The organism is Methyloceanibacter sp., from assembly GCF_051306395.1.
In the GTDB taxonomy this organism is placed as follows: domain Bacteria; phylum Pseudomonadota; class Alphaproteobacteria; order Rhizobiales; family Methyloligellaceae; genus Methyloceanibacter.
Window position 1 is genome coordinate 1 of record NZ_JBPPND010000061.1, and the last position, 8,449, is coordinate 8,449.

At 64.7% G+C, this 8,449-nt stretch carries 8 protein-coding genes; 2 read left to right on the forward strand and 6 right to left on the reverse strand.

The window, feature by feature from the left end; genetic code table 11:
- The coding region (locus ACSLE4_RS03905; RefSeq protein WP_435903169.1) for a putative bifunctional diguanylate cyclase/phosphodiesterase at positions 1–1,294 on the forward strand (1,294 nt) is incomplete at its 5' end.
- Here ACSLE4_RS03905 and infC read toward each other — a convergent pair.
- From infC to ACSLE4_RS03925, 4 genes are all read right to left on the reverse strand, one after another.
- On the reverse strand, positions 1,295–1,816 hold the full coding sequence (gene infC, locus ACSLE4_RS03910) for a translation initiation factor IF-3 (RefSeq protein ID WP_435903170.1): 522 nt from the start codon (positions 1,814–1,816) through the stop codon (positions 1,295–1,297).
- Positions 1,817–1,969: 153 nt separating this feature from the next.
- Positions 1,970–3,277 (reverse strand): O-antigen ligase family protein, encoded by a 1,308-nt coding sequence (locus ACSLE4_RS03915; RefSeq protein ID WP_435903171.1) that lies wholly within the window; start codon positions 3,275–3,277, stop codon positions 1,970–1,972.
- 86 nt (positions 3,278–3,363) lie between these two features.
- Positions 3,364–4,287: a hypothetical protein gene (locus tag ACSLE4_RS03920; protein ID WP_435903172.1), complete on the reverse strand. Its 924-nt coding sequence runs from the start codon at positions 4,285–4,287 to the stop codon at positions 3,364–3,366.
- Positions 4,288–4,444: 157 nt separating this feature from the next.
- A complete protein-coding gene (locus tag ACSLE4_RS03925) occupies positions 4,445–5,626 on the reverse strand; it encodes a glycosyltransferase family 4 protein (protein WP_435903173.1) in 1,182 nt (393 codons plus the stop codon).
- Between the two features lie 48 nt (positions 5,627–5,674).
- Between ACSLE4_RS03925 and ACSLE4_RS03930 the strand changes: the two genes are divergently transcribed.
- Positions 5,675–6,472: an alpha/beta hydrolase gene (locus ACSLE4_RS03930; RefSeq protein ID WP_435903174.1), complete on the forward strand. Its 798-nt coding sequence runs from the start codon at positions 5,675–5,677 to the stop codon at positions 6,470–6,472.
- On the opposite strand, the gene ACSLE4_RS03935 is transcribed toward ACSLE4_RS03930, so the two are convergent.
- Together ACSLE4_RS03935 and queG are read right to left on the reverse strand one after the other, a co-directional pair.
- Positions 6,444–7,322 (reverse strand): SDR family oxidoreductase, encoded by an 879-nt coding sequence (locus tag ACSLE4_RS03935; protein WP_435903175.1) that lies wholly within the window; start codon positions 7,320–7,322, stop codon positions 6,444–6,446. The two genes, ACSLE4_RS03930 and ACSLE4_RS03935, sit on opposite strands and share 29 nt — an antisense overlap.
- Positions 7,319–8,437: a tRNA epoxyqueuosine(34) reductase QueG gene (gene queG / locus ACSLE4_RS03940; protein WP_435903176.1), complete on the reverse strand. Its 1,119-nt coding sequence runs from the start codon at positions 8,435–8,437 to the stop codon at positions 7,319–7,321. The genes ACSLE4_RS03935 and queG overlap by 4 nt, the downstream gene beginning before the upstream one ends.
- Positions 8,438–8,449 lie beyond the last annotated feature (12 nt).

Sequence of the window (8,449 nt, forward strand, 5' to 3'; positions counted from 1 at the left end):
TGCGCTGACGGGTCTCCCGAACCGCCGGCGCTTCCTCGAGGAGTTCAACAGCAGGTCGCGCGGCGCCGGTCACGGCGAACGCTGTGCCATGTTCGTGATTGACCTGGACCACTTCAAGCCGATCAACGACCTCTACGGCCATCGCTTGGGGGACGAGGTGTTGCGCGTCGTCGCCCAGCGCCTGACCGATATCGTCGAGGACAGCGGCGTCGTCGCGCGGCTCGGCGGCGACGAATTCGGCATCATCATGACCGTTACCGACGATGACGAGCTGCCGCTGCGTGTCGCACGCCGCATCGTGCATGACGTCCCCAGACCGATCAAACTTGCCTCCCTGTCTCTCGAGGTCGGCGCCAGCGTCGGCGTGGCGATCCACGACCAACACCCGGCCGGCGACGAAGTGGCGAGCCGCGAGGACAGTCCGGTCGAAACCGTTCTCCGGCAGGCCGACATGGCCATGTACCGGGCCAAGACAGAAGGCCGCGGCGGATACCGCTTTTTTGACAGCAAGATGGACGAGCGGCTTCAGCAGAGGGTCCGGCTGGAGCGGGAGATCGAGGGCGCCGTGCGGCGCGGGGAAATCATCCCCTATTACCAGCCGCTCGTGGATCTCCATACGCAAGAGACCATCGGTTATGAGCTTCTGGCGCGGTGGCGCCATCCCGAATTGGGCGTGATCGATCCTTTGGACTTCATCCCCATTGCGGAAGACACCGGTGCGATCGGCGCTCTCACCGACTCCCTGCTCACACAGGGCCTCCGCGATGCCAGGAGCTGGCCGCCGCATATCTATCTGTCGGTGAATCTATCGCCGAAGCAATTCGCCGATCCGCTGCTTGCGCAGAGAGTCTTGGCCATTCTCGCTGAGGCGGGCTTTCCGCCCAAGCGGCTCGAGATCGAGATCACCGAGACGGCCGTGGTGCAGCGTCTGGAGGAAGCCAAGAGCACGCTCAAGTCTCTTCGTAACCTCGGCGTGCGCATCGCTCTCGATGATTTCGGCACAGGCTATTCAGGCTTGCATCACCTGCGGGAGCTACAGCTCGACACCATCAAGATCGACCAGTCGTTTATCACCCACATGCTGCAGGACGCCGACGACGAGAAGCTCGTCGAGGCCATTGTAGGCCTGGGGCGCGTATTGGGCCTGCGCACCACAGCCGAAGGGATCGAGACGAAGGACGTGCTCGACAAGCTCATCGCGCTTGGATGTGATACGGGCCAGGGCTTCTTGTTTGGCAGGCCGGAGCCCATGACGGCGGCAGCCGTGGCCGAAGACCTCGCCCGCAGCGCCTAGCTAGCGCGGCGCCAGCACCATCACCATCTGGCGGCCTTCGAGCCGCGGCTCTGATTCCACCTTGGCGATCGTTGTGGTGTCCTGCTTGACCTTGTTGAGCAGTTGGGTGCCGAGCTCCTGATGGGCCATCTCGCGGCCGCGGAAGCGGAGCGTCACCTTGACCTTGTCGCCTTCCTCGAAGAAGCGGTTCATCGAGCGCATCTTCACGTCGTAGTCGTGCGTGTCGATGTTCGGCCGCATCTTGATCTCTTTGATCTCGACGGTGCGCTGCTTCTTGCGCGCCTCGGTAGCCTTCTTCTGCGCTTGATATTTGTACTTGCCGTAATCCAGGATCTTGCACACCGGCGGCTCGGAATTGGGCGAGATCTCGACAAGATCGAGCCCTGCCTCTACCGCGCGCGCGCGCGCGTCGGTAATCTCGACCACACCGACATTCTCGCCGGTCGCGTCAATGAGCTGGATGTTTGGAGTGTCTATGCCCTCGTTGATACGGGGGCCTCCCCTCTCGGGGCCGAGCTTCATGGGCCGTCTTACGATGTCTCAGTCTCCTTTAATGAGCAGGCGCCCTCGCCGCGGCGAGGCACGGGGCGCGGAATAGCGAATTCCAAGATCAAACCTTCTATAGATGGCGATTAGGCCTGACAAGTCGCGCCGTGAGGGCCAAGCCCCGATCCCTCAACGCCCTGTGGCATCTTCGGCCCTTGTGAGGCTGACTGCCATTGCCGCGTAAAGCGCCGCAAGTCCGGCCAACGCCATCAGCCAGCTTTGCCACAGTCCCCAGGCGAAGGCGAGGATCATGACGAACGCAGCAATGTGGGCCAGCACGTAGGCTTGGCTCGCGCGGGGCAACCGGCCGACGGAGACGATCACGGCCGCGCCCGCCACTATGAAGAGAACGGCGCCGACCGCGCCCAGCTCGTACCAGGTCTGCAAGAAGGCGTTGTGAGCATGCGGCCCCGCACGCCAGCCAAATTCCTGGCCCGACTGTTTGTCCTTGCTCGGCTTCTGCCGGTCTTCCCGGTCAAGATCCATCCTGCGGGTGGAGGTGGCGCCGATGCCGAAGAAGGGCGCCTCCGGGACCTGCTCGGCCGTGTAGGCCCATAAGGTCACGCGCGTCGAGGCGGAGTAAGGGAGCCAATCCGCCTGATGAAGTTCGGCTTTGTAGGCCATCGTGGCCAACGGCACGACCAGGATGAAGGCAAGGCACCAACCGGCCAGCAGGGCACGCCGCGCGAACACCGGCCAAGCGAGCGCGACGGCGAAAACAATCGCGCTCAGCAGGATGCCGACCTTCGAGGATTCATGGGTGGACAGAAACACCGAGGCCAGCACGCCGAGAAAGAGCGCCGCGAGCCCCAGCAGCCGCGTCTGTCCGCCACCGCGCACGGCGAGGCACAGAAGCGCGGGCCACAGCATCAGGAGCATGACCGTGACGTTGCGATTGAGCTCGAAGGCGGCGATCCGGAGCACCTCTCCGTCCTTGATGACCATAGCCTTGGCGCTCTCGGGCCGCGTGAACGGCAAGAAGTTGTAGAGCGAGATCGTGAGGAAGCGCCCCGTGGCGGCCTCGAGCAGGATAAAGGCGACGCCGACTGCGAGCCCGGCCAGAAACGCGGTGGTGGCGATCCGGATCTGCGGCTTCTGCCAACTGGCGAGGGCGCGCCAGGCGCCAAAGCTCATCGCCACGACGAGCGTGAACCAGACCGCCTTACTGACGGCGCGCGATGGGTCCAGCGACCACGACGCATTGACGAACAGATAGACGGCGGCGGCGGCGAACAACACCAGCATAAGATCGAACTGAAACAGTGACTTAAGCCGCTGCCCATGGGCCAGGGCAAGGCCTACGCAGCCGGCGAAGAGGAGTATGAGCGCGGGAACGGTGGTCTTGGGCGCCAGGAGTGTGACGAACGGCGCCAGGAAGAACAGCGCGCGAATGATTCCGGGCTCTCGCCGGAGAGCGACGTTGACCAGTATCCCCATTGAGAAGTCCGATGCCCCGCCTGGACCAGCGTGATCGTCTAAACGGTGGTGGCATAACACTTCGGGCGGAGGCCCGAAAGCGTTTCTCAGGCGGGCGCGGCGGGATCGCCGTGCATGACGGGAACCGGGCCCTCGAAGCTGCCCCACCGCCGTTGCATGCGGCGCAGGATCTGGTTCACGAAGCGGCTGGCCTCGCTGCCGACGAAGCTCGAGGCGCCGCGCTCGAGTGCGACAGGGCGGACGGCGCTCGTGTCATGCCGTGCATCGTGCCACGTCTCCCACAGCTTCTGGTCGATCAAGTTCTCCGCCCGGATGCCGGCGACGACATCGTCGGGAACCAAATCCAAGGTCAGCGGCGTCCACCCGGCTCCACGCGCAAGCTCGGTCAGCTGATTGTGCGGCCGGGCGTTGGCCGAGATGCCGAGCCGGTCGCTCAGCGCGCCGAGGAAGTCGTCGCAGAGCTGGTAATCGCCCACGAACCAGAAGGTCGACAGGAACGCGTTGACGAGTTCGTACTTGTCTTGGTCGGACAGGCTTGCGATCTGCGTCCAAGTCAATTCGAGGAAGTTCTTGAGGACGTAGTGCGTGATGAAGTTGCGCTGCATCGCACCGTACGCCACCTCGACGCCGTAAGGCTGCATGCCTTCGGAGAGATACCGCGTCATGCGGTAGTTGTAGTAGGAGACGAAATGGCTCGCGGGATCGCGCAGCAGCAGGCTGCGCCTGATCAAGCGCCGTTCGAAGAGCCGATCGACGGAGATGCCGAGGAAATGCCCGCTCACCACTTGCGCCCTGCGAGGGTCGGGCAGATCGGAGCAATCGTACCGGGTGACGAAGCGTCCGAGCCCCCGGCGCTTCTTCATGCGGTGATAGGCCGACTGCGGCAGGGAAAGCGCCAAATGGCGATCGATCGTCCGTCCGGCGCATTTGGGGATATGGTACACGAAATGGACCGGCGTGGCCCCGGCCCCGCGGTGTGGTCTCCCCGACAGAGCCGGCTCGTGTGACATTACCCCTACTGACATGGCTACAAGAATGACCCCGCCATACTTAACAATCCCTTTAGTCGTTGGTTCCAGATGCGCATGCGGCCACAACACTGATTTCTGACATCAAGCCAGCGGCAGGCGGCGGGATCAGGGCAAAAACGCGGCAAGATTCCCGCCTCTAGCGCGACCGTGCCGCGAGATCTGTCCCGAGCAGTTCGTCGTACACCGCAAGCGTCGCCCGCTGCATTTCCTGCAAGGTAAAGTGGCCGCCCACATGGGCGCGTGCTCTTGGACCGATTGCCGCACGCGCCTCCGGCGACAGCGTCAGCGCCTCAACGAGAGATGCCGCAAGCGCCGCGGAATCGGCCGTGGGCACCACCCAGCCGGTGAAGTCGGCGTTGCCGGAGGCCGGTATCACGTTTTCGGGAGCCGCGCCCACGTCTGTCACGATGACCGGGCAGCCGGCCGCTTGGGATTCGATGCTGGTCCGGCCGAAGGTTTCCGCGCTGATCGAGGCGATGACCGCCACATGGGCCAGCGCGAAGGCCGCAGGGATATCGTCGCAATGCCCCACGAGGCGTACGCGGTCTTGTAGGCCCGCGGCCTGGATCTGTGCTTCGAGCTCGTTGCGGTAGCTGTCGCGGCCCTGGTCGTCGCCGGCGAGGATGAAGACGGCATCGCTGAGCTGGTTCGCCGCAAGCATCTTCTGCGCCGCCTCGATGACATAGCGTTGGCCCTTCCAGTTCGTAAGTCGCGCCGCGTGAAGGACAATTGGCTGTCCTTCGGGCACGCCCCAGGCGACGCGCAAGGCTTCCAGACGCGCAGGTGCAATCGACTGAGGCTCAAATCGCGAAAGATCGATTCCGCGATAGATCACGCGCATGCGTTCCTGCGGCACGTGGTGGCGCGCGGCGATGAGCGCTGCGGTGTAATGCGAATTGGCGATGACGCGGTCGCCGCGGGCCATGACGCTGCTGTAGAGCGTCTTGAACGGCACGCGGCTGCTATAGGCGCCGTGATAGGTGGTGACGAAGGGCCGCTTGGTGCGGCGCGCGGCCAGAAACGCGCTCCAGGCCGGTGCACGGCTGCGCGCATGAATCAGCGTGACGTCGCGTTCCTCGACGATTCTCGCGAGCCGCCGCGCATTGGCGAGGATGGTGAGGGGGTTCTTGCTGGCCATGGGTAGCGGAATGATCTCGCCGCCCGCTTCCCTCACCGCTGTTGCCATCCGCCCCCCTTCGGTGGCAACCAGGGCGCAAGCGCCGGCGCGTGTGAGCGCTTGCACGATCTCGACGGTCGATTGCTCGCTGCCGCCGGTCTCGAGCCGCGGCACGGCCTGCAATATAGTGACCTTTGCCATGGGCCTCGTCTTCCGCGAAAAACGTATGGACTGCCAGCGCTAACCCCGATGGATCATCAAGAACCACAATTCCTCGAACTTGGCCAAGGCCAGAAGCGCCGCCGCATCGCTTATCGCTTCGACGAGGGCAGCGATGAGACGAGCCCGGCCGTCGTCTGGCTGTCGGGCTTCATGTCCGACATGACGAGCACCAAGGTCGGTGCCTTGAGCGATTGGGCCTATGTGCAAGGCTACGCCATGCTCCGCTTCGACTATTCCGGCCATGGCGTCTCCGAAGGAGACCTGCTCCAGGCGTCCGTCGGCGATTGGCTCGAAGAGGCCACCGCCATGCTCGCGCTTGCCGGTGAGAGGCGCTTGATCCTCGTCGGCTCGTCCCTAGGCGGTTGGATCGCGTTGCTGCTGGCCGGCGCGCTTGCCAAGTCTCGCGACAAACGTCTCGGCGGCCTCGTACTCATCGCACCCGCCTGGGACATGACCGAAAAGCTGATGTGGGAGAAGATGTCGGCCAAGACGCGCGCGAAGATCGAGACGGAGGGCGTCTTCTACGCGCCGTCCGATTACGACGATCCTTATCCCCTCACCAAAATCCTCATCGAGGAAGGCCGTAATCATCTACTCGCCGAAGGCGATATCGATGTGGCCGCGCCCGTACGCATCCTCCAAGGCATGCGCGACGAGGACGTGCCGTGGCCGCACGCGCTTGCGCTGATCGATCTCTTGAAGAGCGACGATGTGGAGCTGACGCTGGTCAAGGACGGCGATCACCGCCTGTCGGGACCGGAAGACTTACGCCGTCTGGAGCGCACCGTCGGCGCACTCATCGATCGGCCTCCTCCCGCGGCATGAGTGAAACGAGTCCTTCGCGGAACGTGGGGTAGCGCAGCTCCACGCCGAGCTCCGACTTGATCAGCGCATTCCCGATGCGCCGGCTGCCTTGATAGAAGCTGCGTGCCATCGGTGAAAGATCGGCCTCCTCGAAGGCGATCTCCGGTGGCGGCTCGATGCCGATCATCTTTGCCGCATGGGCGACGACATCGCCGGGTGCGGCCGGTTCGTCGTCGGCAACGTTGTAGATCGCGCCCGCGCGGGGGCGCGCGATGGAGGCTTCCAGTACGCGCGCAATATCCTCCACATGGACACGGCTGAACACTTGCCCGCCCTTGTTGATGCGTCGCGCCGTGCCCTCCGCGAGTTTGTCGAACACGCTGCGGCCTGGGCCATAGATGCCGGCGAGGCGGAATACATGCACCGGCACGCCGATCTCTTCCCCGAAGTCGAGCCAGGCTTGCTCGGCATGCACGCGCGCCTCGGTGCGCGGGCTGTTGGGCTTCGGGACCGTCTCCTCGTTGACCCAGCTCCCGCGCTGGTCGCCGTAGACGCCCACGGTCGACAAATAGCCGATCCACTCGAGCGTGCCGAGCGTGGCGATCTCGTCGCGATAGCTGGCGAGCACGGGATCGCCTTCCGGCCCCGGCGGGATCGAGTGCAGCAGATGCGTGGTGCCTTGCAGCAAGCGCGGCAGGGCCGCATTGCGCCTGTCGCCGATGAACTGCGTCGCCTCATAACCGTCAGCACGCAGTTGGCTGATCTTCGGCTCCTCGCGCGCGGTGCCGGCAATGGACCAACCTTGCGCGGCGAGACGCGAGGCGAGTTCCTGCGCCGAGAACCCGAGGCCGAAGGCAAACAAGCGGCTCACGCGGCGATCTCCAGCCACTCGTCGCGCACGGCGGGATCTTCCTCGGCCGCGACGCACGCTTTGCGCAAGGCCGCGTGGCGTTGGGGCGCAAGACGCGACAGCGCCCACACGGCCATGGCCCGAACCAGTGGAGAGTTGTCGGAGAGCAGCGCCTCCACGTGCGGCACCAGCGACACGTCGCGAGAGTTGCCCGCGGCGATTAGCACGTTGCGGACGAAGCGGTCGCGCCCCGTGCGTTTGATGGGCGTGCCGCGAAAGCGTGTGCGAAAGCCTGCGTCGTCGAGTATGAGCAATTCCGCAAGCGGCGGATTGTCGGCTTCGCCGCGCACCGCGAGCTTCGCGTCACGCGAGCCTTGCGCGAACTTGTTCCACGGGCACACGGCGAGGCAATCGTCACAGCCGTAGATGCGGTTGCCCATCTGCGCCCGGAAGCGCGCCGCGATATGCCCTTTGTGCTCGATGGTGAGATAGGAGATGCACTTGCGCGCATCGATCTCGTAAGGCGCGGTGAAGGCCGCCGTCGGACACGCATCGAGACAGCGCCGGCAGGCGCCGCAATGATCCTGCTCGGGCATATCCGCTTCGAACTCGGCGGTGGTGAAGATCGAGCCGAGAAACAGCCACGAGCCGAACTCTCGCGACACCAAATTCGTATGCTTGCCTTGCCAGCCAAGCCCGGCCTGCGCCGCGAGCGGCTTCTCCATCACCGGCGCGGTATCGACGAACACCTTCACGTCGCCGCCCGCGAGCGCCTGCACGTCCCCCGCAAGCTGCTTGAGCTTGGTCTTGATGACGTCGTGGTAATCGGCGCGCTTGGCGTAAATCGAGATGGCGCCGCGCGACGGCGCATCGAGAGCGGCGAGCGGATCCATGCCTTCGCCGTAGTTCAGGCCCAGCAGGATGACGCTCCTTGCCTCGGGCCATAGTGCGCGCGGGGCCTTGCGGCGGTCCGCCGTCCCGGCGAGCCAGCCCATGTCTCCCTCACGGCCCTCCGCGAGAAACGCATCGAGCGCGGCGCCGACCCCGTCCGGCGCATCGGCCGAGGTGAAGCGCACGGCGTCGAAGCCGAGCGCCTTGGCTTTCTCCGTAACCTGCGATTTCAGCGCTTGCGCCATGCCCACTCTCGG